Below are 23,625 nucleotides of genomic sequence, written 5' to 3'. Positions count from 1 at the left end.
TCATTTCCCTTTGGTGTTAAGGAGAACAAGCATGAATCGAATCTATCGACGTATCTGGAGTGTGGCCAAGCAGTGCTGGGTGGTGGGCAGTGAATTCGCCAAGACGGTGTGCGGAGCATCGTCGCAGCATCGCAAGGGCGCACAGCGCGTGGCTTTGCTTGTAGCCTTCCAGTCGCTCACGGTGGCCGCTCACGCCGCTGCAGTAGCGAGCCCTGACTGCGGAGCGGAAGAGGCGTGGCGTGAGGGGTGCCTCTACAAGGCGGCGACGGCTCCGGGCGTCCGCGCATTCTCGCTGCTGAGTTCGACGGCACCCTTGCTTACAGGTGGTGGCGCTATAGCGATAGGGCAGAATACAACCGGGTTCGGGCACGGAATTCGCATCAACGGCAACAACAGTTCCGCCTTTGGCAACTCGGTGGAGACCTATGGCGTCGACAACGTTGCCATAGGCTATCAATCGAAGGCTGTGGGTGGACACAGTGTGGGTCTGGGAGCGAAATCCAGAGCATCAGGATTCGGGTCAACGTCGCTGGGCAATGATTCCGGTGCAACCCGCACGAATGCGGTGGCACTGGGGAGCGGCGCGCTCGCGCAGAACCAGAACTCGGTGGCGCTGGGAGCCAACGCAATCACCAACGAAGACAATGTCGTCTCTGTGGGCAGCTCCAGCGAGAAGCGCCGCATCGTCAATGTCCAGGATGCGCGTTTGAATTCGGGTAGCACAGACGCAGTCACGGGCAAGCAGTTGTATGAAGAGCGCCAGAAGACCGAATCCATGATCTATCAGACGTCCGCGGCCGGAAACATCAGGCTGGGCTCTGGTAATACTGGAACCGTGCTTGATGTACGCAATGGCACGGGAGCCAATCGCAAAGTTACCGGCGTAGCGGATGGCACCCTGGGCACAAGCAGTACCGACGCGGTTTCCGGCAAGCAGCTTCATGCCACCAACACCAAGTTGGGGACTGTTGAGAAGACCGCAGATGCTGCGAAAGTAGACGTGGCAGCGGTACGGGCCATCGCGCAGGCGGCCGCGAATCGGATCGACGCCGCGACTCTGGCCTTGGGCAAGGGAGCTACCGCAGAGAATGGCAGCTTCGGCATCAGCACCGCACTCGGCAACAATGCCAAAGCGTACAACGGCCGCAGCGTAGCGCTGGGTGATGACGCGCGCGCCGGCGTGGATGCGGATGGGAACAAGGTGGCCAACCAGAACGCGGGTGTCTCGGTCGGTGCCGGAACCCGTAGCGCCAACGGCGCGGTTGCAACCGGCTTCCGTGCAAATGCAAGCGGCAACTTCTCGATTGCCGTAGGCGGTGATGCCAAAGCCCAGGCTGAGCACGCTACGGCGGTTGGCTATCTGAGCAAGGCAGGCGCCAGCCAGGCAACGGCACTGGGTCGCGGTAGCGAGGCGACGGCGCAGTACGCCAGCGCACTGGGCAACCTGGCCAAGGCTACGAAAACAGGCTCCGTGGCACTGGGTGACCGCGCTCAGGCTTCGCATGAGAATGCCGTTGCCTTGGGTGCAGGTGCAGTGACGGCGTCGGCCAATTCGGTATCGGTTGGCAGCGCCAGCAGAAAGCGGAAGATCCAGTACATCGCCGATGGTGTGGTGGGTGCCGGCAGCACGGATGCCATCACCGGCAACCAGCTTCATGCCACCAACCAGGCCGTGACCAAGGCCCAGACAGCAGCTGACGGCGCGACGACCACCGCCACTGCCGCAAAGGTGGAGTCGGGCAAGGCACTGGCCGAGACGGTGGTGCTGGGTGGCCTGGTCAACCAGACTGCTGCAAATGGCAGTGTTCGTCTAGGTCAGAAGAACAGTGGCACGCAGCTGGATGTGCGCAACAGCGCCAATGCGAACCGCAGGATTATGGGCGTCGCCGATGGGGCCATCAGCGCGACCAGCAACGAGGCCGTGACCGGCAAGCAGCTCCATGAAACCAACGCGAACGTGACTACGGCACAGGCGAAAGCCGGCGCAGCGAAGGTCAGCGCGGACTCGGCGTTGGCTGACACTGCAGTGTTGAAGGGGCTTGTCGGTCAAGTCGCTGTCAACGGCAACGTTCGTATTGGCGAGAAGAACAGCGGCACAGTGTTGGATGTACGCAACAGCGCGAACGGGAATCGGAAGCTGACCGGTGTGGCCGATGGTGTGGTCAGCGCCGGCAGCTATGAGGCCGTCAACGGCAAGCAGCTCAACGCGACCAATGACAAGGTGGCGGCGGTGGAGGGCATTGCCAGGTCTGCGGGTACGGAAGCTGTCGCAGCAAAGACGGATGCAGCCAAGGCGCTGACCGAGACAGCGGCGCTGGGCGGGCTGGTGGCGCAGGCATCTGCGTCTGGCAATGTGCGTCTGGGCGAGAAGAACAGCGGAACAACTTTGGATGTACGCAATAGTGCCAATGTCAATCGCAAGATCAGTGGCGTTGCGGATGGAGTCATTAGTGCTATCAGTGCTGATGCCGTGTCAGGAAGGCAGTTGCACCAAACCAACGGGCGTGTGTCGGATCTGGAAAGCGCGAGCCGATTTGTGAGTGTTGGGTCTGATGAATTCAGCGCCCGTGCTGAGGCTGGTGTGCTCGGTGTGGCGATCGGCGATTCGGCAAAGACTGGGATAGATGGTGGTGTGGCGCTAGGGGCGTTTTCCTCAGCGCTTGGTGTCAATTCAGTAGCGGTCGGGCGCGGCGCTTGGGCTTCTGGAGAGGCAGCGGGTGGCTTTGCGATGGGAGCAGGTGCGCAAGTGTGGACCCGGAATGGGGTTGCCATCGGTGAGAGTTCAAGTGTCCTTTCCGGGGCCGATGGTTCCTTGGCGCTAGGGACCGGCGCGGTGGCCACTGAAAGTGGAACCGCTTCGTTTGGTAGCGAGGGCACGGGACGGCGACTTGTGAACGTCGCGCGCGGTACGGCCGACCATAACGCCACCACTGTCTCCCAGCTCAAGAATTCGCTCGCCACACTCGGCGGCGGCGCAGGCATGGATGCCAATGGCAACATCATCGCCCCGACCTACACGGTGCAGGGCGGAACGCAGAGCACCGTCGAGGATGCGCTGACGGCACTCGATGGCGCGGTTGTCACCGCCGGTCGTCGCGCGGACAAGGTGGAAGGTCAGCTGAGCTCGATCTTCCAGGATTCACCCTCGGCCCGTGCCGACGGCACGAGGCAGATTGCGCTGAATGGCGTGAATGGCATGGTGTTGAGCAATCTTGCCGACGGCCGAGTGGCGCCGGGAAGCCGTGATGCCGTTACGGGCAACCAGCTGTATGCCGCAGAGCAGAAGATCTCGCAGAATCGGAATGATCTGGAGGCGATGCGCAAGGAGCGGGAGATGAGGCAGCAGGCAGTGAGAGAGATGGATGCAAACGGCCCGATCGACTTCGGTGGTGCGCGTTTGACTGGCGTGGCCGAGGCGAAGCTTTCGGCTGACAGTTCGGACGTTGTGCGCGGCAGTCAGCTGTATGAGACCAATGGCCGTATTTCGGAACTTGAGGGTGCTGCGCAGTTTGTGAGTATCGGGTCAGCCCCCTTTAGTGAACGCGCAGAAGCGGGTGTGGCAGGGGTTGCGGTCGGAAATTCAGCAAAGACGGGACTGGACGGGGGAACTGCGGTAGGCACGTTTGCAGAGGCGATGGGGAAGAACTCCACTGCTATCGGTAGAGGCTCAACTGTCTCTGTGGATTCCGAGAGTGGATTCGCAATGGGAGCCGGCGCACTTGTCGGCGGGGACGCTGGCGGTGCGCGTGGAGGTGTGGCGATCGGTGCGGCAGCCAGGGTGGAAGCTGGTGCGGATCGGTCGCTGGCACTCGGTACGGGTTCTTACGCAAACGAGGCGGAAGTTGCATCATTTGGTGGTGCTGGAATGAAGCGCCGCCTCGTAAACATCGCAAACGGCACCGCCAACCACAACGCCGCCACCATCGGCCAGCTGCGCGGTGCGCTCTCCGCGCTCGGCGGCGAGGTGGATGCCTACGGCAATATCGTGGGCCCGCGCTTCAACGTCCAAGGCCAGACACAGTCCACGTTGAATGGTGCACTGGAGGCACTGGATGGCGCGGTCGTCAACAACTCCTCGCGCGTGGACAAGGTCGAAACCCAGCTCCGCTCCGTGTTCCAGGACACTCCCTCGGTCCGCGCCGACGGCGTCAACCAGCTCACCCTCGCCGGCGCCAATGGCATGGTCATTTCCAACGTGGCCAACGGCCTGATCGCGGCCGGCAGCCGTGATGCGGTCAACGGTGGCCAGCTGCATTCGATGCAGCAGCAGCTCAACGGCCGCATGGACGGTCTGGAGCAGCGCATCGACGATGCCCCGGCACCGCGTGCACTGGTGTCGTCCTCGGTGCCGACGCCGCAGGCCGAGGAAACTCCTGTGATACCGGATGGCAAGGACTCCCAGCAGGTCGCCTCGGTAGGCGAGGGCGACAAGCCCGCGCCGCAGCCGAAGGCCAACAAGGACGAGTCGCCGAAGCCGCAGGTCGACACCGCCGAGCTGGAGAAGATGCTGGCCCGCGCCAACGAGTACACCGATGGGGCGATCAGCAACGTCGAGCGCCGCCTGGACAAGATGGACAAGCGCTTCAACCGCATGGCCGCGATGAGCAGCGCGCAGACGGCGATGGCGATGAACACCGCCGGCCTGGCCACCTACAACCGCCTCGGTGCGGGTGTGGGCTACAGCGAGGGTGAGTCGGCGATGGCGGTGGGCTACCAGCGCGTGCTCAACGAGAAGGGCTCGGCCACCTTCAGCCTCAATGGTGCGTTCACCAACAGCGGTGAGCGCAGCATGGGCGTCGGTGTGGGCATCGGCTGGTAAGCCATGGAGCCCCGGCGTGACGCGCGTAATCCACCCCGCCGCGCCGGGGTCCTTGCCCAGGAGATGGCGATGTACAGATGGGTAAAGGGAATCATCAGCTATCGCACGTTCTATATCTGGCGGGCGCGCTATCGCTACTACACGCGGAACCTGGATCTGTGGACGCTGATGAGCGGGCTGTGCATCGCCGGTCTGTTGCTGGTGCTGTGGTACATGTGGCGGATGCTGAGCGTGCCGACGCCGCGCGTGCACCCGGAGACCGCGGCGCTGCGCATCGAGGGTGTCACCAGGGAGGCGATCCATCGCATCGTGCTGGTACGCCACGCGGGCAGCACGCCGGGTGCCCCGTTCACTACGCCGGAGGAGGTGCGGGCAAGCACGCTGCGCACGATGCGGGTACGGCAGGTGATGGACAGCGAAGTGGTGTGGCGGCTGAAAGCCGACATGCTGGCGGACATCGCTGACTACATCATGGCCACAGGCGGGTGCTTCCCCTACGATTGCCGGCGGGTCCTCGATCGATTGGACTACGTGCGCCAGGCGGGTGTTGAGAATGCGCAGATCAACACTGCGCTGTCGACGATCCTGGAGGTGCCGCTGGACCAGATGCCGCCGTTGGAGGCAGACGAGCATGAGCGGGTGAAGAGTGGTTGGTCGGATGGGTTCAACGACATCTACTACCAGTCCTGGGTGTTGCGGGACCTGCAGGCCATGCACGCACAGATGATGCGGGAGTATCCGCAGCGTGCCCCCGCACCGTGGTTGCCGCGGCTGCTCAGCGACCCACTGCGCGATACCCGTTTTGTCTGGTAGCGGGAGCAAGATGGGCATCATCTGCCAGAGCAGGTAACACCGCTTTTGTAGAGTCGAGCTTGCTCGACTGCTCTCCGCTCAGCCGTCGAAATGCCCGAAGCACAGTGCGGACCAGCGGTCCGCACCTACCAAACACGGGTGCAGCGCCCTTGTAGAGTCGAGCCATGCTCGACTGCTCTCCGGTCAGCCATCGAAATGCCCGAAGCACAGTGCGGACCAACGGTCCGCACCCACCCAAGGCAGGCACCGCTGCGCTCGCCGGCCATGGACCGGCGCTACCGTCACCCGCCGATGTACGCGGTGATCTCCGCCTCGGCCAGCACCTGCCGCAACTGTGCCACCGACGCGCGTCGCATCGGCTTCTCATCCACCGGTGACAGTGGTGCCTGGCGCAGGGCGTCATACGGCAACACCGCCAGGTCGAAGGTCAGCTCCTCTGCACTGAACACCCACACCGGCACATCCAGGCAGCGTTCGCGGTCCATGCGCAGGCGGCGGGTTCGCGATTCGGCGGGAATGCCGTGTTCGTCCAGGAAGCGGTGCACGGCCTCCGGGTCGTCGCTGTGCAGGTGCAACTGCACGGGGCTGTTGGCGTCGGCGGTGCCGTCCAGCACGGGACCAGCCAGGCGCGGGGCGAAGCCGTGAAGGAACTCCAGCGCGCGCATCGCGGCTTCGCGGCGGCGCTGCAGTTCGTTGCCGTGCTGGGGCCCGGAGAACAGCCGCTGGTACTCGCGCAGGGCGTCTTCGATCTCGGTGTTGCGGGGCAGGGAGGCATCGTCGTGGATGCCGAGCCGGCTGGCGGCCTTCAACTTGGCCTGGTGGTAGTCGCGGATGCCGCCTTCGGCCATCAGGCGGGCGGCTTCGTGGGCGAGGCGGTGGCGCCGCTCGCGGGTCTGGCTGGCAGCATGCTGACGGGCGCGATGCATGCGATGACTCCCTGTTGCGACCTGGCTACAGACTAGCGCACGGATGTGACATCTGCGTGGGTATGGCGGATGCAACTGCTTTGGTGGGTGCCGACCTTGGTCGGCACGGGGCGCCAACCAAGGTTGGCAACTACCGGGGCGGCATCGGTGCCAACCGAGGTTGGCACCCACCAACGCTTTGGTAGGTGCCGACCTTGGTCGGCACAGGGCGCCAACCAAGGTTGGCAACTACCGGGGCGGCATCGGCGCCAACCGAGGTTGGCACCCACCAACGCTTTGGTAGGTGCCGACCTTGGTCGGCACGGGGCGCCAACCAAGGTTGGCAGCTACCAGAGCCGCATCGGCGCCAACCAAGGTTGGCAGCTACCAGAGCCGCATCGGCGCCAACCAAGGTTGGCATCTACCAGAGCGGCACCCACCGTACCCTTCCTCAGAAGATATCGAACGCGGCGGCGTCGGCCTGCGGGGTATTGAGGTTCAGGTCGTAGTCGGTCAGGCGGTCCATGTCTTCCACTTTCACCCACTCGGTGGCGCCGTTGAGGGTGGCCTGGACCATGCCGCTGGGCGGTTCGTTCTGTGCGATCGGGGTGTCCTTCAGCGCGGTGCGCATGTAGTCGATCCAGATCGGCAGGGCGGCCTTGCCACCGTATTCGCGGTAACCCAGCGAGCGGAAGTCGTCGCGGCCCACCCACACGGTGGTCACGTACGGGCCGCCGAAGCCGGAGAACCAAGCGTCGCGGTGGTCGTTGGTGGAGCCGGTCTTGCCACCCACGTCCTCGCGGCCGAGCACCTTGGCCTGGGCACCGGTACCGCGCTGGACCACGTCGCGCATCATCGACACCAGCTGGTAGGCAGTGCGGGCGTCGATCGCGCGCGGGGCGGTGCGGGCATCGGGGTTGACCGGCGCCGCCGGGGTTTCGGTCTTGGCTTCGGCCTTGGCGGCAGCGGCCGGGTCCACCTTCGGGGCCGGCGCACCGAAGTTGAAGCCATCCACCACCTGGTTGACCGGCTGGTCGCTGCTGCCGGCGCAGTCGCGGCAGGCCAGTGCCGGGTTTTCCTTGAACACCAGGTTGCCGTCGCGGTCATTGACCTGGTCGATCAGCCAGGTGTCCACGCGCGAGCCGCCGTTGGCGAACACGGCGTAGCCGCGGGCCACCGACAACGGGGTCAGCGAGGCGGTACCCAGCGACATCGACAGGTTCGGCGGCAGTTCCGATTCGGCGAAACCAAACTCGCTGATGTACTTGCGCGCATAGTCCACGCCCATGCCATCAAGCAGGCGCACCGAAACCAGGTTGCGCGACTGCACCAGCGCCTCACGCAGGCGCATCGGGCCGCGGAAGCCGCCGCCGTCGTTCTGCGGGGCCCAGGTCTTGCCGCGGCGGTCGCGGAACACGACGGGCGCGTCGAGCACGATCGAGGCCGGGTTGTAGCCCTTGTCGAAGGCCGCGGCGTAGATGAAGGGCTTGAAGCTCGAACCCGGCTGGCGACGGGCCTGGGTGGCGCGGTTGAACTTGTTGCCGGAGAAGCTGAAGCCACCGACCAGCGCCTTCAGGGCGCCGTTGTGGGCATCCAGCGAGACCAGCGCGGACTGGCCGCGCGGGATCTGGTCCAGCAGCCACTCGCCTTCCTTGGCGCCGGCGCGCACGCGCACGATGTCGCCGCGCTGCACCAGCTTGCCCGGGGTCTTGTTGGTCCACTTGGCGGCACCGGCCGGCAGCACGATCTCGCTGCGGTTGGCCAGCACCACGGTGGCGCTGCCATCGGCGCCGGTGCTGGCGACGATCGCCGGCAGCAGGCCGGCCTGGCCGTACATGCCGCGCAGGTGCTCGGCCAGGGCGGCGGCGTCTTCGCCGGCACCCACCTGCACCTGCTTCTCCACGCCGTGCCAGCCGTGGCGGTGGTCGTACAGCAGCAGGCCGTCGCGCACCGACTGGTTGGCGGCGGTCTGCAGGGTGGAGTCGATGGTGGTGGTGACGTGGTAACCCTTGTTGACCACATCCCCGCCGAAGCGGGCGATCATTTCCTGGCGCACCAGCTCGGCCACGTACGGCGCGTCGACCTGCACCGGCGGCTCGTGGGCGGTGGCGTGCATGGGCACGGCCTTGGCCGCATCGGCCTCGGCCTGGCTGACGAACTTCAGGTCGGCCATGCGCTGCAGCACGTAGTTGTCGCGGCGCTGGCGGGCACGTTCCGGGTTGGAGATCGGGTTGCCCGAAGACGGGAACTTGGGGATGCCGGCCAGCGAGGCCATTTCATCCAGGTCCAGCTCGTTCAGCTTCTTGCCGTAGTAGAACTCGGCGGCGGCGGCCACGCCGTAGGCGCGGTTGCCGAAGAAACTCTTGTTCAGGTACAGCTCGAAGATCTCGTCCTTGCTCAGCTCGGACTCGATCTTCCGCGCCAGCAGGATCTCGGCCAGCTTGCGGGTGTAGCTGTACTCGGAGCTGAGGAAGAACTGGCGGGCCACCTGCTGGGTGATGGTGGAGCCACCCGGCACGCGCTTGTCGTTGGTGGTGGCCAGCAGCCACACCGCTCGGCCGATGCCCATGTAGTCCACACCGCCATGCTCGTAGAAGCGGGCATCCTCGGTGGCCAGGAACGCCTGCTTCAGGCGCTCGGGCACGTCCTTCATGGTGATGGGGGTACGGCGGGTCTCGCCGAACACCGCCATCAACTTGCCGTCGGCGGCATAGACGTACATGGGCTCCTGCATTTCCACGTCGCGCAGGGTCTGCACGTCGGGAAGCTTGGAGGACACGGCGTAGTACAGACCGCCCACGGCGGCCGCGCCGATCAGCGCCAGGACCAGGACAATCAGGAAGATCCAGCGCAGCCAGCGGCGGAGTCGAGTCATCGGGTTCAGATTCCGATTGCGAATTTCGTGGTCGCAGAGTATAGATTACGCAAGGTGGCGGCTGGGGTCGGCACCGGGGAGCGCAAGGGGAACAGTCAGGGGCTGCATGGTGAATCCGTGAGGGACTTCACAGCAGGGCCGTTGCCATTTGCTAAGAATACGTTATTAATGCTCGGGCGCAGGTCTTGCGTCCAAGTGCCCGTCGGCAGGGGAGAAACCGTGGGGCTCATCCCAAAAAGTCAGTCGCCGCTTGTAGGCGTCGACATCAGTTCGACTGCGGTAAAGCTTTTGCAGCTGTCCCGCAGTGGCAATCGTTTTCGTGTGGAACATTACGCTGTGGAACCTCTTCCGCCGAATGCGGTGGTGGAGAAGAACATCGTGGAAGTGGAGGCCGTGGGTGAGGCCATCCGCCGCGCGATGAACCGCTCGGGGAGCAAGGCCAAGCTGGCCGCTGCCGCCGTCGCTGGGTCGGCGGTGATCACCAAGGTGATCCCGATGCCGGCCGAGCTCGACGAGAACGACATGGAAGCCCAGATCGAGCTGGAAGCGGTCAACTACATTCCGTACCCGATCGAGGAAGTGAACCTGGACTTCGAGGTGATCGGGGCGATCCCGAACAACCCGGAGATGGTCCAGGTGCTGCTGGCCGCGTCGCGTTCGGAGAACGTGGAACTGCGCCAGTCGGCGCTGGAGCTGGGTGGCCTGCAGGCCAAGGTGATGGACGTGGAGGCCTTCGCGGTCGAGAACGCCTATGCCCTGGTCGCCAGCGAGCTGCCGGTATCCATCGAGGGTGTGGTCGCGCTGGTCGACATCGGTGCCACCATGACCACCCTCAATGTCCTGCGCGGCGGCCGCAGCCTGTACAGCCGCGAACAGGTGTTCGGTGGCAAGCAGCTGACCGACGAGATCATGCGCCGCTACGGCCTGAGTTACGAGGAAGCCGGACTGGCCAAGCGCCAGGGCGGGCTGCCGGAAAGCTACGAGATGGAAGTGCTGGAGCCGTTCAAGGAAGCCACGGTCCAGCAGATCAGCCGCCTGCTGCAGTTCTTCTACGCAGGCAGCGAGTTCAACCGCGTTGATCACATCGTGCTGGCCGGCGGCTGCGCCGTGCTGGGCGGTCTGCCGGAAATGGTCGAGGAACAGCTGGGCGTGCCGACCGTGGTCGCCAACCCGCTGGCACAGATGACCCTGGGGCCGAAGGTGAACGCGCATGCGCTCGCCCAGGATGCCCCCGCGCTGATGATCGCCACCGGTCTGGCGCTGAGGAGCTTCGACTGATGGCACGCATCAATCTATTGCCCTGGCGCGCCGAACGGCGCAAGCAACGCCAGCGCGAGTTCTACGCAATGCTGGGCATGGCCGCGATCGGTGGCCTGCTGCTGTCGCTGGTGATCTGGTTCTACTACGACCGCCAGGTGAGCGGCCAGATGGACCGTAACGCCTATCTGGAAGCCGAGATCGAGAAGGTCAAGGAACAGAACAAGGAGATCGACCGCCTCGACGCGCAGAAGGAACGCCTGCTGGCCCGCAAGAAGGTGATCGAGGAACTGCAGGCCAAGCGCTCGCAGATGGTGCACCTGTTCGATGCGCTGGTGCGCACGATTCCCGATGGCCTGGTGCTGACCGCGCTGAAGCAGGAAGGCGACGTGCTGACCCTGGAAGGCCGTACCCAGTCCAATGCCCGTGTTTCGGCGTACATGCGCAACCTGGAGACCTCCGGTTGGATGACCAACCCGGAACTGTCGATCATCGAAGCGCGTGATCCCGAGAAGGACAAGGACGGCAAGGTGGGCCCGCTGGCCGACATCAAGGCGCTGCCCTATGTGTTCGTGGTCAAGGTGAAGCTGCCGGCACAGAGTGAGGAAGTGGCTGGTACGCCAGGCCTCAACGCCGATGGTTCGGTGGCAACGCCGGCTCCGCCCGCAGTGGCACCGCTTGCAGCCGGCCCGGATGCAGCGGCACCTGCTGCACCGGCCGCCGGCCAGCCCGCTGCTGCACCGGCTGCACCCGCACCCGCCGCCGCGCCGGTCAACGCACCTGCTGCCACCCCGGCCCCGGCTACGCCGAACCAGCCGGCAGCCCCGGCTGCAAAGCCTGCGCCGAAGTCCGAGGGCAGCCGCCTGGCGCAGCCGCCGCAGGCCTTCAACGCCCCGCTGCAGGGGGATCGCGCATGAGCCAGAAAATCGATCTGAAGAACCTGGATTTCAACGACATCGGCAACTGGCCGCAGAAGGCCAAGATCGTCTTCTGCTCGCTGTTGGCGCTGGTGATCATGTTCGTGGCGTGGATGCTGCTGATCAGTGGCAAGCGCGAGGAACTGGCCGGCCTGGAATCGAAGGAAGTCGAGCTGCGTTCGGAGTTCACCAAGCAGCAGGAGCGTGCGGTGAACCTGGCGCCGCTGAAGCAGCAGCTGGCACAGATGGAACAGGTGCTGCAGCAGATGCTGCGGCAGCTGCCCAGCAAGACCGAAATGCCGGACCTGATCATCGACATCTCGCAGACCGCGCTGTCCAGCGGCCTGACCAACGAGCTGTTCGAGCCGGAACAGGAGCAGGTCAAGGAGTTCTACGCCGAGAAGCCGATCAAGCTGCGCATGGTGGGCAGTTACCACCAGTTCGGTGCCTTCGTCAGTGGCGTGGCGTCGCTGCCGCGCGTGGTCATCCTGACCATGCACGACATCAACCTCAAGCCCAAGGACAAGACCAGCGGCAACGCCCGCAGCGGTGCGCTGGAGCTGTCCGGCACGGTCAAGACCTACCGCTATCTGGATGAGACCGAGGTGCAGGCACAGCAGGTGGCTGACGCCGGCAAGGAGGAGAAGAAGTGATCCGTTCCCTCTTTGCGCGTTGTGGGATGGCTGCCGTCGTGCTGATGCTGGCCGCGTGCGGCCGCGATGTGACCAGCACGCCGGGTGATGCGCCGAACCTTGAAAAGTGGGTGGAAGGCGAGCGTGCGCGACCGGCACAGCCGCTGGAGCCGCTGCCGGTGATGCAGCAGTTCGAAACCTTCGAATACTCCGCACAGGGTCTGCGCGACCCGTTCACCGATGCCTGGACCAATCCGCAGCAGGGGAATGGCGGATTGCGTCCGGATCCGAACCGGCGCAAGGAGCCGCTGGAAGGCTTCCCGCTGGACGCACTGGACATGGTCGGCACCATCGGCACCGGAGCCGCCACCGTGGCGCTGGTGATGGGGCCGGACAAGGTGACCTACCGGGTACGCCCGGGCGGCTACCTGGGGCAGAGCGACGGGCGGGTCACGGCGGTCTTCGAAGACCACGTGGAGCTGATCGAACTGGTGCCGGATGGCGCGGGTGGCTGGCTGGAACGGCCGGCAACGCTCTCGCTTGAAGATCAATGATCGTTTACTGGGGATAGCACGATGACCTTTCACCAAGCCAAGGGGCTGCGTCCCATCCGGCGCTTTACCTTGAACCGTGTCAGCGCGTTGGGAGTCGCGCTGATGCTGGCCTGCGCTCCGGCGCTGGCCGCCGCACCGGCGGAAAAGCCGGTGGGCGCCACCGTGGCACCGGCGGCAGCGCCGGCCGGCCTGTCGGTGGCCAAGATCGATTTCAAGCGCGGCGATGATGGCGCCGGGCGCCTGATCGTCCAGTTTGACGGCCAGGGCGCGGTTCCGGACCTGCGTACGCAGGGCAACAGCGTGGTGGTCGATGTCGGTAACGCCCGACTGCCGGCCAACCTGCAGAAGCCGATGAACGTCATCGACTTCGCCACGCCGGTGCAGCGCATCGACGCCAAGCCGTCCGGTGCCGGTACCCAGCTGGTGCTGAGCACCGGCGGTGCGGTCGAATCACTGGCCTACCAGAGTGGCAACGAGTACGTGGTGGAGATCAGCCCGCGGCAGGCGCCGGCCGCCGTCGGTGCAGTCACCGCCGGCAGCGTCACCCAGGCTGCCAAGGCTGTTGGTCAGCGCGGTTTCACCGGCAAGCCGGTGACCTTCAACTTCCAGGACGTGCCGGTGCGCACCGTGCTGCAGTTGATCGCCGAGGAATCCAATCTCAACGTGGTGGCCTCCGATTCGGTACAGGGCAATGTGACCCTGCGCCTGGTCAACGTGCCGTGGGACCAGGCACTGGACATCGTGCTGCGTGCCAAGGGCCTGGACAAACGTCGCGATGGCAGCGTGATCTGGGTCGCTCCGCAGGCTGAGCTGGCCAAGTTCGAGCAGGAGAAGGAAGACGCGCGCATCGCCATCGAGAACCGCGAAGACCTGGTCACCGATTACGTCCAGATCAACTACCACAGCGCCACGCAGATCTTCAAAGCGCTGACCGAGGCCAAGGGCATCGGTGGCGGCAGTGGTGGCGGCAATGGCGGTGGTGGCGGCTCGTCGCAGGAGGAGAGTGGCTTCCTGTCCGGGCGGGGCCGCATCGTCGCCGACGAGCGCACCAACACGCTGATGATCAGCGACATTCCGAAGAAGATCGCGCGCATGCGCGAGCTGATCAGTGTGATCGACCGCCCGGTCGACCAGGTGCTGATCGAAAGCCGCATCGTCATCGCGACCGATACCTTCGCCCGCGAGCTGGGTGCGAAGTTCGGCATCAGCGGCAGCCGCGACAACGTGTACTTCAGCGGCAGCCTCGCTGCCAACGAGGAAACCCGCAAGTCGCAGGTCGATACCGCACTGGCCAACGCCAAGGCGGTCCGTGAGTGGCAGGCCGGTGGCAGCGTCGGCCCGGCGCCGATTCCCAGCGGCCCGACCATCAAGCGTGGCCTGAACTGGAACCTGCCGGTGGCTACGGCCAGCAATCCGGGTTCGCTGGCGCTGTCGATCCTCAACGCAGGCTACCTGCTGGACGTGGAGCTGTCGGCCATGCAGGAAGAGTCGCGGGGTGAGGTGATCTCCAACCCGCGCGTGGTCACCACCAACCAGCGCGAGGCGATGATCAAGCAGGGCAAGGAAATCGGCTACGTCACCATCAGTGGCACCGGTGCTGCCGGTGGCGCCGGTTCCACCCCGAACGTGCAGTTCAAGGAAGTGGTGCTGGAACTGCGGGTGACCCCGACCATCACCAACGACAACCGCGTGTTCCTCAACATGCAGGTGAAGAAGGACGAAGTCGACCGCCTGATCGAACTGCAGGGCTATGGCACGGTACCGTCGATCAACCGCCGTGAGGTCAACACCGCGGTGCTGGTCGAGGATGGGCAGACCGTGGTCATCGGTGGTGTGTACGAGTTCACCGACCGCAGCAGCATCAGCAAGGTGCCGTTCCTGGGCGACGTGCCGTTCCTGGGCAACCTGTTCAAGAAGCGCGGCCGCAACAAGGACAAGGCCGAGCTGCTGGTGTTCGTGACCCCGAAGGTGCTGCGCGTGGCCAAGCAGAACTGAGCCCGCGCCTCCGCGAAACGCAGAAGGGCCGCCCTGCGCGGCCCTTCTGCGTTTCCGCCCGTAGATTCACGCCGCCCATGTCCAGTAGATCCACGCCATGCGTGGATGGGTCGTTCAGCCGTTCTTGATGCCATTCGCAGGGCACCCTGCGATGATGTCGGGAACCCGTGCCGTCCCGCGCCGGTCAAAGGCCCCCATGAACCTGCCACCGCCGATGCCCGAAACCGTCTCGCCGCCGTCCGCGCCGGCCACCTCCCGCCTGCATGCCGCTTTCAGCCAGCTGCGCGACGCATTGTCGGCCGAGATCGTCGGCCAGGCCGCGCTGGTCGAACGCCTGCTGATCGCGCTGCTGGCCGATGGCCACCTGCTGGTGGAAGGCGCTCCGGGCCTGGCCAAGACCACGGCGATCCGCGCGCTGGCCTCGCGCCTGGAGGCCGACTTCGCCCGCGTGCAGTTCACCCCGGACCTGCTGCCGGCCGACCTGACCGGCACCGAAATCTGGCGCCCGCAGGAAGGGCGCTTCGAATTCGTACCCGGCCCGATCTTCCATCCGATCCTGCTGGCCGATGAAATCAACCGAGCGCCAGCCAAGGTGCAGTCGGCACTGCTGGAAGCGATGGGCGAGCGCCAGGTCACCGTGGGCCGCCACACCTATGCGCTGCCGCCGCTGTTCCTGGTGATGGCCACGCAGAACCCGATCGAGCAGGAAGGCACCTTCCCGCTGCCGGAAGCGCAGTTGGACCGTTTCCTGATGCATGTGCGCATCGGCTACCCGGACCAGGCCGCCGAATCGGAGATCCTGCGCCTGGCCCGCGAGCGCGCCCGTGGTGCGTTGGGCGAAGCCGCACAAGCGCCGGAAAAGCTGCCGATGCAGGATGTGTTCGATGCCCGCCGCGAAGTGCTGGACCTGCACATGGCGCCGGCGCTGGAACGCTACCTGATCGAGCTGGTGCTGGCCTCGCGTGATCCGTCGCGCTATGACGCTGGCCTTGGCCGCCGCATTGCATGGGGCGCCAGCCCGCGCGGTTCCATCGCGCTGGAACGCTGTGCACGCGCGCGCGCCTGGCTGGCCGGCCGCGATTTCGTCACCCCCGATGACGTGCGTGCGGTTGCTGCCGACGTGCTGCGCCATCGCGTGCTGCCCAGCTACGAAGCCACCGCTGAAGGCTGGGATGGCGAACGCCTGGTGCAGGAGCTGCTGGCCCGGGTGCCGGCACCCTGAGCCTGCGCATGACCGATCCATCCCTGCACCACGCCTCCTCCGTCAGTGACGGTGACGGGCTGCGCCCGCAACTGTCCGAACTGGTGGCGCTGCGCCGCCTTGCACAGCGACCGCCGCCGCCACGCCGTGGCCGTGCCGGCAACGCCGGGCAGGCGCCGTCGCCGCTGCGCGGGCGTGGCATGGAATATGCCGAGTCACGCGAGTACGTGGCCGGTGATGATGCACGGCATATCGACTGGCGGGTGACCGCGCGCACCGGACGTGCCCATACCAAGCTGTTCCAGGCCGAACGCGAGCGGGTCAGCCTGATCGTGGCCGATACCTCGCCGGCCCTGTACTTCGGCACCCGCGTGCGCTTCAAATCGGTGCAGGCTGCACGCGCGGGTGCCGTCGCCGCGTGGTCGGCGCAGCGTCGTGGCGATCGCATCGGCGCCCTGCGTGGCAGCGACCGTGAACCACCGATTGCACCGGCAGGCGGCCCGCGCGGCGTATTGCGCGTGCTGGACGCGCTCACCCGCTGGTATGCGCAGCCCCCGGCCGATGACCTTGGCCTGGAACGTGCGCTGGACCATGCCGGTCGCGTCCTGCGCCCGGGTGCACGTGTGCTGGTGCTGGCCGATCCGCAGCAGGCCATCCGTATTCCGCCGGCGCGCTGGAGTGCGCTGGCCCAGCACCACGACCTCAGTCTGGTGCTGCTGGTGGATCCATTGGAACTGCAGCCTCCGTCAGCCGCGCTGCAGTTCCAGACCCTGCAGCAGCGCATCGGCCTCGACCTGCGACGCAGCGAGGTCCAGGCTCATTGGCAGGCCCACTTCGTCGAACCGCTGCAGGACCTGCGGCGCCAGCTGGGAGCGCGCCGCGTCGATGTGCAGGTGCTGTCCACCGACGCGCCCAGCGATGCCTGGCTGGCGCCATCACCGACCGAGGTGCCGGCATGAGCGCGAACCTGCCGCTGCGCGATGTGCAGGTGCCACCCGCCCCATCATGGTGGCCGCCGGCACCGGGCTATCTGATGATCGGCGGCGTGGTGCTGCTGTTGCTGGTGGTGGCGGCCTTCTTCTGGTGGCAGCGTCGCCGTCGCCGCCAACGCTGGTTGCAGCTGTTCGATCAGGAGCTGGCATCTACCGCCGATGCTGCTGCGGAACTGGCAGCCATCGCCGGACTGCTGCGTCGCGCCGCACGCCAGGCGCAGCCCGGCAGTGAATCCCTGCGCGATGATGCCTGGTGGCAGCGCGTGGATCCGAAAGGCACGCTCCCCGCGGCACGACGCAGTCTGCTGGCGGAAGGCGCCTATCGCCCACGGGTGGACGCCAACGATGTGGCGGCGCTGCGCAGCTGGGCGCGCGAGCGCTATCTGGCCATGCTGCTGGAGCGGCGCCGATGAATCTGCTGGCAAGTTACTGGCCATGGCCGGACCTGCAGCTGGCGTGGCCGTTGGCCCTGCTGGCGCTGCCGTTGCCGTTGCTGATGCGCTGGTGGAAGCGTCGTGCCGATCCCGGTGCTGCGCTGCGGGTGCCCTATGCGGCGACGGAACTGGAAGCGCTGGCCGGTGGCGGCCGCGTTGATGTGTCGTGGCTGCGCACGCTGCTGTTGTGGCTGGGTTGGTGCGCGCTGTGCGTCGCACTGGCTCGCCCGCAACAGCTGGGTGAAGCGATCACGCCGCCGCAGGAGGGCCGGCAGATGATGCTGGCGATGGACGTGTCCGGCAGCATGGGCGAGGGCGACATGGTGCTGGGCGGGCAGGCGGTGGATCGCCTGACTGCCGCGAAGGCGGTGCTGGCCGATTTCCTTGATCGTCGTGCCGGTGATCGCATCGGCCTGCTGATCTTCGGCGACCGCGCCTACACGCTTACGCCGCTTACGGCCGATCTGGCCAGCGTGCGCGACCAGCTGCGCGACAGCGTGGTCGGCCTGGCCGGGCGCGAGACCGCCATCGGTGATGCCATCGGCCTGGCGGTGAAGCGCCTGCGCAGCCAGCCTGAAGGCCAGCGCGTGCTGATTCTGCTGACCGACGGCGTCAGCAATGCCGGCGTGCTGGAACCGCTGCGTGCCGCCGAAGTCGCGCGTGCCGAGGGTGTGCGTATCCACACCGTCGCCTTTGGCGGTGATGGCAGCATGCGCCTGTTCGGTATTCCCATTTCCGCCGACCAGGATCCGGTCGACGAGGCTACCTTGAAGAAGATTGCCAGCATGACGGGTGGCCAGTTCTTCCGCGCCCGCGACACTGCACAGCTGGCCGGCATCTACGCCGAGCTGGACCGGCTGGAGCCGATCGCTGCGAAGGGGCCGAGCCTGCGTCCGCGCGAAGAGCGTTATGCCTGGCCGTTGGGCCTGGCGTTGCTGCTGGGCGCATTGGCCTGGCTGTGGCCGGAGCGCCGTCGATGATCGCGTTGGCTTCGAATCTTCCTGACTGGAACGCGCTGCACTTCCTGCGCCCGGAATGGCTGTGGGCGTTGCTGGCGCTGCCGCTGATCATCGTGGTGGCGTTGTATCGGCAGCGGCGCAGCGATGTGTGGCGAACAGCGGTGGATGCCCACCTGTTGCCGCATCTGCTGGCTGCGGGCACGCGCCGCCGTGCACGCCTGCCCTGGGCCGTGCTGCTGGGCTGGACCCTGGCAGCGCTGGCCATGGCCGGGCCGAGTTGGCGGCAGCAGGCACAACCGATGTTCCAGGCCAGCGCACCGCTGCTGGTCGTGCTGGATCTGTCCAGCCGGATCAATGCCACCGATCTGCCGCCGTCGCGCCTGCTGCAGGCTCGGGCGAAAGTGGGCGAGCTGCTGCGTGCCCGCCAGGGTGGCCAGGTGGGCCTGGTGGTCTATGCCGAGGATGCCTACACCGTGGCACCGCTGACCGATGACGGCAGCAACGTCGCGCTGTATCTGGACGCGCTGTCGCCGGATGTGATGCCGCGCGACGGACAACGCGCCGACCGTGGCATCGACTGGGCGACGCGGTTGATGCGCCAGATCGGGGCATTGCGGGGGCAGATCCTGCTGGTCAGCGATCAGGCGGATGATGAAGCGGCACTGGCCGCAGCGCAGGCGCGCAGCCTCGGCATGCAGGTGTCGGTACTGGGGCTGGGCACATCTGCCGGTGCGGCGTACCGGGATGGCACTGGGCAGATCCGCCAGGCCGCGCTGGATGAAGGCAGCCTGCGTGCGGTGGCGACCGCAGGCGGAGGCCGCTATGCCCGCATCGCCACCGATGACAGTGACCTGCGTGCGCTGGGCGTACTTGATGCACGCGAAGGTACTGCAGCGCAGCGGCCCGGCGAGGGCAAGCAATGGCGTGATGAAGGGTTCTGGTTGCTGCCACCGGTGATGCTGCTGGCGCTGTTGGCCTTCCGACGCCGCGCGCTGCTGGCGGCGGTGCTGGCGGTGGGCCTGCTGCCATGGATGAGTGATGTGCAGGCGCAGGCGCCCGCGGTGCCTGCCGCACCGCCGGCGCCGGGCACGCTGTGGAAGCGCGCCGACCAGGTGCAGTACCAGCGCTTGGCCGAAGGTGCGCAGGCTTACCGCAACGGTGATTTCGCCAGTGCCCGCAAGCAGTTCGAGGGCATCGACAGCGATGCGGGCTGGTACAACCTGGCCAATACGCTGGCCCGCCAGGGCAACTACGACGAAGCCATTGCCGCCTACGACCGCGCGCTGGCACTGCATCCCGGCATGGCAGATGCGGTCGCCAACCGTGCCGTGGTCGATGCCGCGCGCAAGCGCAAGCAGTCGGGTGGCAAAGGCCAGGATCAGCAGAAGCCTCCGCAGAACGGGCAGCAAAAACAACCGCAGAATGGTCAGGGCCAGCAGAATCCGCAGGGCCAGCAGCCGCAGCAGGGCCAGCAGAATCCCGGTCAGGGACAGCCACAGTCGGGTCAGCAGGGCCAGCCCAATCCCGGTGACGACAAGAACCAGTCGAGCCCGCAGCCCGGCGAGCGAGGCCGCGATGGACAGCAGGCGCCACCACAGGTGGAGGATGCCAAAGCGCAGGCCCAGGCTGATGAGCAGCAGCGCCAGCGCATGCAGCAGGCCATTCAGCAGGCACGTGAGGGCAAAGGCGATCAGGATGGCAAGCCCGTGCCAGGCAGCGACGGCACCACCCCACGCCAACGCGAGGAGCAGCAGGCGGTGGAGGCGTGGATGCGACGCGTGCCGGATGATCCGGGCGCATTGCTGCGGGCCAAGTTCCAGCTGGAAAACGAACGCAGGAAGAGGGAAGGGCGATGACGCGGGCGATCAACATGCACGGGCACTGGCCCCGACAGGTACTGGCGGCACTGCTGCTGTGGCTGCCGCTGCTGGCCTGGGCGCAGCCGCGTGCGTGGCTGGACCGCGACCGCATCGCGATGGGCGACACGGTCACGCTCAATGTCGAGAGCGACCAGGGCGCCCCTGACTTCACACCGTTGCGCACCGACTTCGACCTCAGCGGGCAGACCAGCAGCCGCCAGGTAGCGTGGAGCAATGGCAGCATGCAGCAGCGCAATCTGTATGGCGTGGCACTCACGCCACGGCGTAGCGGTGCACTGGTGGTGCCGGGCCTGCAGGTGGGCAGCGTACGCACCGCACCGTTGACCCTGCAGGTGGATGCCGCTGCCGTGGCCGGTCCCGACAGCAATGCGGTGGCGTTCATCGAAACCGCTGTCGATGACGAGACACCGTATGTGCAGCAGAGCGTAGGCGTGGTGGTGCGGTTGTATTTCGCCTCGCAGCTGGCCTCCGGCGAACTGGTGCTGGATACACCGGCCGGCGCGTCGTTGCAGCGGGTGGGCGATGACCGCACCGATGTGCGACAGGTCAGCGGCCGCCGCTACAACGTGGTCGAGCGGCGCTTCCTGCTGATCCCCGAGCGCAGCGGTGCACTTCGGCTGGCCGGTGCGCGCTTCAGCGGGCGCAGTGCCGGTGGCTTCTTCGACGATTTCTTCGGCGGCGGCGACGGGCGCATGAATGCCACCGGCGCCGATCGCACGTTGCAGGTGCAGGCGCAACCGGCACAGGCGCCGCAGCCATGGCTGCCGCTGCAGGGCCTGCAGCTGCGCTACACCAGTGCACCGACCAGCGCCCGTACCGGCGAGGCGGCCAACGTGGTGGTGGAGGCGATTGCCGAAGGCGCTACCCGCGCGCAGTTCACCGATCTGCCGGTGCCCGACGTCGGCAACGCGGCGCAGGTGTTCGCAGAACCTGCGCAGTACGAAGAGACCTTCAATGGCAGTACGCCGCGGCTGAAGATCACCCGCCGCTATTCGATCGTGCCGCGCCAGCCGGGTTCGCTGGTGGTGCCGGGGCCGCGCCTGCCGTGGTGGGACGTGCGCAATGGCAAGGCACAGGAAGCGAAGCTGCCGGACCTGACGCTGGACGTGGTGGCCGGTAGCGGGGCTGGCAGTGCGCCACCTGCACCGCTGCCGCCGATCGACACCGATGCGGCGCTGCCGGATGGCGATGGCCAGGACAGCCGTATCGCGGCGACCGATCCGCGCGCCAGTGGTTTGTCCGAGCGGCCATGGCCGTGGATGGGCGCCGCCATCGGCCTGGCGTTGCTGTGGCTGTTGACGCTGTTGTGGGGCTGGCAGCGAGGCCGTCGCCCGCGCGTGGCGGCCAAGGGCGCTGTGCCGGCTGTGGCGACTGGACGTGCCGGCGTGGCCGAACTGCGCCGCGCGCTGGATGGTGAAGGGTTTGATCAGGTGGAAGCGCAGCTGTGTGCGATGGCCGGTGTCGAACGTATCGAGCAGGTCATCGACCGCCTGGCTGACCCCGGACAGCGACAGGTGCTGCAGGACCTGCAGCAGGCGCGCTGGGGTGGGCAGGGCGACCTGGCGTCGCTGCGTGCGCGCTTGCGCGAGGCCTTCCGTGACGGACCGCACTGGTCGGCGGCTGCCGGCACCGCTGACACTGGCCTGGCGCCGCTGTATCCGCCGCGGCGAACCTGAACCGGCGCCGCTTGCGCGCTTTGTTAGAGTGCATTCATTTTTCGAGGAAACCCGCGCATGACAGCAGCTGCTGCCGACAAGAAGAAGTTGCCCCTGCATTGGAAGATGGGCATCGGCTTTGCGATCGGCCTGATCCTGGGACTGATCGTGCACGCCCTGGGCGGCAGCGTCGATGGTCTGCAGGCCGGTGCCAAGTGGGTAATGGACTACATCACCACCCCGGCTTCGGGCCTGTTCCTCAACCTGATCTTCATGCTGATCGTGCCGCTGATCTTCTCGGCGCTGATCATGGGTGTGTCGGAGATGGGCGACATCCGCGCCCTTGGCCGCATCGGTTGGAAGACCCTGGCCTATACCGTGCTGCTGTCCGGCATTGCCGTGGGCATCGGGCTGGTGCTGGTGAACCTGCTCAAGCCGGGTGTCGGCGTCGACCCGCAGGTCGCTGCGATGATGCTGTCGGAGAACGCCGAGCGCAGCAAGGAGATTGTCGCGGGCATCCATGGCACGCCGAAGGGCATGGACATGCTGCTGTCGATCGTGCCGAGCAACGTGCTGCAGGCCGCGTCTGACAACGGCGCGATCCTGTCGCTGATGTTCTTCGCGCTGATGTTCGGCATCGGCATGGTGCTGACCGACAACGAGAAGGTCGCGCCGCTGCGCCGCGCCATCGAAGGCGTGTTCGAAATTTCGATGACCCTGATCAACCTGGTCATCCGCCTGGCCCCGTATGCGGTGGCCTGCTTCATGTTCAACCTGGCCGCGCTGTTCGGCTTCGAGCTGATCATCCGCCTCGGCGCCTACGTGGGCGTGGTGGTGCTGGCACTCGGCCTGCACATGGTGGTGAGCTACGGCACGGCCGTATGGCTGTCCGGTCGTTCGCCGCTGTCGTTCTTCCGCGATACCCAGGAAGCGACGGTGATGGCGTTCTCCACCGCCTCCAGCAACGCCACCCTGCCGACCGCGCTGCGCGTGGCCGACCAGATGGGCCTGCCGCAGCGCGTGTCGCGCTTCGTGCTGACCGTGGGCGCCACCGCCAACCAGAACGGCACCGCGCTGTTCGAGGGCGTGACGGTGATCTTCCTGGCCCAGTTCTTCGGCGTGGACCTGAGCATCGGCCAGCAGATCATGGTGATGGCGGTCTGCATCCTCGGTGGCATCGGCACGGCCGGCGTGCCGTCAGGCTCGCTGCCGGTGGTGGCGATGATCTGCGCGATGGTGGGCGTGAACCCGCTGGGCATCGGCCTGATCCTGGGCGTGAACCACTTCCTGGACATGTGCCGTACCGCGCTGAACGTGACCGGCGACCTGGCCCTTACCACCCTGGTGGCCAAGGGTGAGTCGCACGATGGCCCGGCGCTGGGCCCGCAGCAGGACTGAGTCCGGATTCCCGTCCCGGGACTCCGGGGACGGGTAGTGCCGGCCGCTGGCCGGGTACGCGTCATCGCATGCGCGCTGCCGCTCCCACGTTTCGCGATGCGAATCGCGGGCCCCCCTTACCGGCCTCCACACCCCGGCGCCTATGGCGCAGCCCCCGAACTCCGGGGGCGGGTAGTGCCGGCCGCTGGCCGGGTACGCGTCATCGCATGCGCGCTGCCGCTCCCACGTTTCGCGATGCGAATCGCGGGCCCCCCTTACCGGCCTCCACACCCCGGCGCCTATGGCGCAGCCCCCGAACTCCGGGGGCGGGGTAGTGCCGGCCGCTGGCCGGCAACTTCA

The 23,625-nt window shown here is 66.4% G+C and carries 16 protein-coding genes; 14 read left to right on the top strand and 2 right to left on the bottom strand.

Going from position 1 to position 23,625, the window contains the following annotated elements; all coding sequences use genetic code 11:
* The first annotated feature begins 31 nt into the window (after positions 1–31).
* Together ACZK3W_RS17800 and ACZK3W_RS17795 are read left to right on the top strand one after the other, a co-directional pair.
* Entirely contained in the window at positions 32–4,819 is a 4,788-nt protein-coding gene (locus ACZK3W_RS17800) for an ESPR-type extended signal peptide-containing protein (protein WP_197616956.1), read from the top strand.
* Positions 4,820–4,888: 69 nt separating this feature from the next.
* Entirely contained in the window at positions 4,889–5,632 is a 744-nt protein-coding gene (locus ACZK3W_RS17795) for a hypothetical protein (protein ID WP_197616958.1), read from the top strand.
* Positions 5,633–5,913: 281 nt separating this feature from the next.
* Here ACZK3W_RS17795 and ACZK3W_RS17790 read toward each other — a convergent pair whose 3' ends face one another.
* Positions 5,914–6,558 (bottom strand): hypothetical protein, encoded by a 645-nt coding sequence (locus ACZK3W_RS17790; protein ID WP_012511978.1) that lies wholly within the window; start codon positions 6,556–6,558, stop codon positions 5,914–5,916.
* Between the two features lie 430 nt (positions 6,559–6,988).
* Entirely contained in the window at positions 6,989–9,412 is a 2,424-nt protein-coding gene (locus ACZK3W_RS17785) for a penicillin-binding protein 1A (RefSeq protein WP_197616961.1), read from the bottom strand.
* A gap of 219 nt (positions 9,413–9,631) precedes the next feature.
* On the opposite strand from ACZK3W_RS17785, the gene ACZK3W_RS17780 reads away from it, so the two are divergent.
* From ACZK3W_RS17780 to ACZK3W_RS17725, 12 genes are all read left to right on the top strand, one after another.
* On the top strand, positions 9,632–10,690 hold the full coding sequence (locus ACZK3W_RS17780; protein ID WP_010484061.1) for a pilus assembly protein PilM: 1,059 nt from the start codon (positions 9,632–9,634) through the stop codon (positions 10,688–10,690).
* On the top strand, positions 10,690–11,586 hold the full coding sequence (locus ACZK3W_RS17775; RefSeq protein ID WP_197616963.1) for a PilN domain-containing protein: 897 nt from the start codon (positions 10,690–10,692) through the stop codon (positions 11,584–11,586). The genes ACZK3W_RS17780 and ACZK3W_RS17775 overlap by 1 nt, the downstream gene beginning before the upstream one ends.
* On the top strand, positions 11,583–12,239 hold the full coding sequence (locus tag ACZK3W_RS17770) for a type 4a pilus biogenesis protein PilO (protein ID WP_197616965.1): 657 nt from the start codon (positions 11,583–11,585) through the stop codon (positions 12,237–12,239). The genes ACZK3W_RS17775 and ACZK3W_RS17770 overlap by 4 nt, the downstream gene beginning before the upstream one ends.
* Positions 12,240–12,265: 26 nt before the next feature.
* Complete coding sequence (locus tag ACZK3W_RS17765; protein WP_010484064.1) at positions 12,266–12,772, top strand: pilus assembly protein PilP; 507 nt, start codon at positions 12,266–12,268, stop codon at positions 12,770–12,772.
* Positions 12,773–12,793: 21 nt separating this feature from the next.
* The gene (locus ACZK3W_RS17760; RefSeq protein ID WP_049422631.1) at positions 12,794–14,767 is read left to right on the top strand and encodes a type IV pilus secretin PilQ; all 1,974 of its coding nucleotides are present in this window, start codon (positions 12,794–12,796) and stop codon (positions 14,765–14,767) included.
* Between the two features lie 196 nt (positions 14,768–14,963).
* Positions 14,964–15,989: an AAA family ATPase gene (locus ACZK3W_RS17755; protein WP_032127852.1), complete on the top strand. Its 1,026-nt coding sequence runs from the start codon at positions 14,964–14,966 to the stop codon at positions 15,987–15,989.
* An 8-nt stretch (positions 15,990–15,997) separates the two neighbouring features.
* A complete protein-coding gene (locus tag ACZK3W_RS17750) occupies positions 15,998–16,927 on the top strand; it encodes a DUF58 domain-containing protein (RefSeq protein WP_049422629.1) in 930 nt (309 codons plus the stop codon).
* Positions 16,924–17,373, top strand: coding sequence for a DUF4381 family protein (locus tag ACZK3W_RS17745; RefSeq protein ID WP_197616968.1), 450 nt, complete (start codon positions 16,924–16,926; stop codon positions 17,371–17,373). The genes ACZK3W_RS17750 and ACZK3W_RS17745 overlap by 4 nt, the downstream gene beginning before the upstream one ends.
* Positions 17,370–18,374 (top strand): vWA domain-containing protein, encoded by a 1,005-nt coding sequence (locus tag ACZK3W_RS17740; protein ID WP_197616969.1) that lies wholly within the window; start codon positions 17,370–17,372, stop codon positions 18,372–18,374. Before ACZK3W_RS17745 ends, ACZK3W_RS17740 begins: the two co-directional genes overlap by 4 nt.
* Positions 18,371–20,209, top strand: a complete 1,839-nt coding sequence (locus tag ACZK3W_RS17735) for a tetratricopeptide repeat protein (protein WP_197616971.1) — start codon at positions 18,371–18,373, stop codon at positions 20,207–20,209. The genes ACZK3W_RS17740 and ACZK3W_RS17735 overlap by 4 nt, the downstream gene beginning before the upstream one ends.
* Positions 20,206–21,909, top strand: coding sequence for a BatD family protein (locus ACZK3W_RS17730; protein WP_197616973.1), 1,704 nt, complete (start codon positions 20,206–20,208; stop codon positions 21,907–21,909). Before ACZK3W_RS17735 ends, ACZK3W_RS17730 begins: the two co-directional genes overlap by 4 nt.
* Positions 21,910–21,966: 57 nt before the next feature.
* Positions 21,967–23,286 carry a dicarboxylate/amino acid:cation symporter gene (locus ACZK3W_RS17725; protein ID WP_032127858.1) on the top strand — a complete coding sequence of 440 codons (1,320 nt, stop codon included), beginning with the start codon at positions 21,967–21,969 and terminating at the stop codon, positions 23,284–23,286.
* Positions 23,287–23,625 lie beyond the last annotated feature (339 nt).

This window comes from Stenotrophomonas sp. 80084_Sma (genome assembly GCF_056481995.1).
The sequence above is the reverse complement of the archived record's forward strand: the minus strand, read 5'-3'. Positions and strand labels throughout refer to the sequence as shown.

What these genes read in the sequence shown, in the direction of transcription:
- ACZK3W_RS17725 (WP_032127858.1), top strand. Translation starts at nt 21,967, where the DNA reads ATGACAGCAGCTGCTGCCGACAAGAAGAAGTTGCCCCTGCATTGGAAG.
- ACZK3W_RS17730 (WP_197616973.1), top strand. Translation starts at nt 20,206, where the DNA reads ATGACGCGGGCGATCAACATGCACGGGCACTGGCCCCGACAGGTACTG.
- ACZK3W_RS17770 (WP_197616965.1), top strand. Translation starts at nt 11,583, where the DNA reads ATGAGCCAGAAAATCGATCTGAAGAACCTGGATTTCAACGACATCGGC.
- ACZK3W_RS17785 (WP_197616961.1), bottom strand. Translation starts at nt 9,412, where the DNA reads ATGACTCGACTCCGCCGCTGGCTGCGCTGGATCTTCCTGATTGTCCTG.
- ACZK3W_RS17760 (WP_049422631.1), top strand. Translation starts at nt 12,794, where the DNA reads ATGACCTTTCACCAAGCCAAGGGGCTGCGTCCCATCCGGCGCTTTACC.
- ACZK3W_RS17735 (WP_197616971.1), top strand. Translation starts at nt 18,371, where the DNA reads ATGATCGCGTTGGCTTCGAATCTTCCTGACTGGAACGCGCTGCACTTC.
- ACZK3W_RS17755 (WP_032127852.1), top strand. Translation starts at nt 14,964, where the DNA reads ATGAACCTGCCACCGCCGATGCCCGAAACCGTCTCGCCGCCGTCCGCG.
- ACZK3W_RS17790 (WP_012511978.1), bottom strand. Translation starts at nt 6,558, where the DNA reads ATGCATCGCGCCCGTCAGCATGCTGCCAGCCAGACCCGCGAGCGGCGC.
- ACZK3W_RS17775 (WP_197616963.1), top strand. Translation starts at nt 10,690, where the DNA reads ATGGCACGCATCAATCTATTGCCCTGGCGCGCCGAACGGCGCAAGCAA.
- ACZK3W_RS17800 (WP_197616956.1), top strand. Translation starts at nt 32, where the DNA reads ATGAATCGAATCTATCGACGTATCTGGAGTGTGGCCAAGCAGTGCTGG.
- ACZK3W_RS17795 (WP_197616958.1), top strand. Translation starts at nt 4,889, where the DNA reads ATGTACAGATGGGTAAAGGGAATCATCAGCTATCGCACGTTCTATATC.
- ACZK3W_RS17765 (WP_010484064.1), top strand. Translation starts at nt 12,266, where the DNA reads ATGGCTGCCGTCGTGCTGATGCTGGCCGCGTGCGGCCGCGATGTGACC.
- ACZK3W_RS17745 (WP_197616968.1), top strand. Translation starts at nt 16,924, where the DNA reads ATGAGCGCGAACCTGCCGCTGCGCGATGTGCAGGTGCCACCCGCCCCA.
- ACZK3W_RS17750 (WP_049422629.1), top strand. Translation starts at nt 15,998, where the DNA reads ATGACCGATCCATCCCTGCACCACGCCTCCTCCGTCAGTGACGGTGAC.
- ACZK3W_RS17740 (WP_197616969.1), top strand. Translation starts at nt 17,370, where the DNA reads ATGAATCTGCTGGCAAGTTACTGGCCATGGCCGGACCTGCAGCTGGCG.